Source organism: Escherichia sp. E2661 (assembly GCF_004745185.1).
Classification (GTDB): domain Bacteria; phylum Pseudomonadota; class Gammaproteobacteria; order Enterobacterales; family Enterobacteriaceae; genus Escherichia.
The window spans coordinates 1-635 of the sequence record NZ_PDIG01000061.1 but is presented as its reverse complement, the minus strand read 5'-3'; the positions used below and the strand labels follow the sequence as shown (position 1 = coordinate 635).

The window sequence follows — 635 nt, the reverse complement described above, 5'->3', positions numbered from 1 at the left end:
GCTGGCAGCGCAGAAGTAATTTTATTCGGGCGGATAAGGCGTTTTTGCCTCATCCGCCGCTCTGTACACAATGCCTGATGCGACGCGGCCGCGTCTTATCAGGCCTACAAACCACACTCATTCCGTAGAGCGGATAACGCGTTTTCGCCGCATCCGCCGTTCTGTGCTCAATGCCTGATGCGACGCGGCCGCGTCTTATCATGCCTACAAACACACTCATTCCGTAGGGCGGATAAGGCGTTTTTCGCCGCATCCGCCGTTCTGTGCTCAATGCCTGATGCGACGCTGGCGCGTCTTATCATGCCTACAAACCACACCGCACATTTCAACAATCTATCTTTCATCCCATATTCATCAACATCCGCTATTATTGATTTCCAGCTTAATCATCACCTGATGAACAAAAATAATGACTAAACCCAATCATGAGCTTAGCCCGGCGCTGATCGTGCTAATGTCGATCGCCACCGGTCTGGCGGTCGCCAGCAACTATTACGCACAGCCATTGCTCGACACCATCGCGCGTAACTTTTCCCTTTCCGCCAGTTCGGCGGGCTTTATTGTTACCGCCGCGCAGTTGGGCTATGCCGCAGGTCTGCTGTTTCTTGTTCCCCTCGGTGATATGTTTGAACGCC

At 52.9% G+C, this 635-nt stretch carries 1 protein-coding gene; it reads left to right on the top strand.

What is annotated here, in order from left to right; translation table 11 throughout:
* Positions 1–409 precede the first annotated feature (409 nt).
* On the top strand, positions 410–635 hold a 226-nt coding region (locus CRI63_RS23615), incomplete at its 3' end, for an MFS transporter (RefSeq protein ID WP_135520999.1).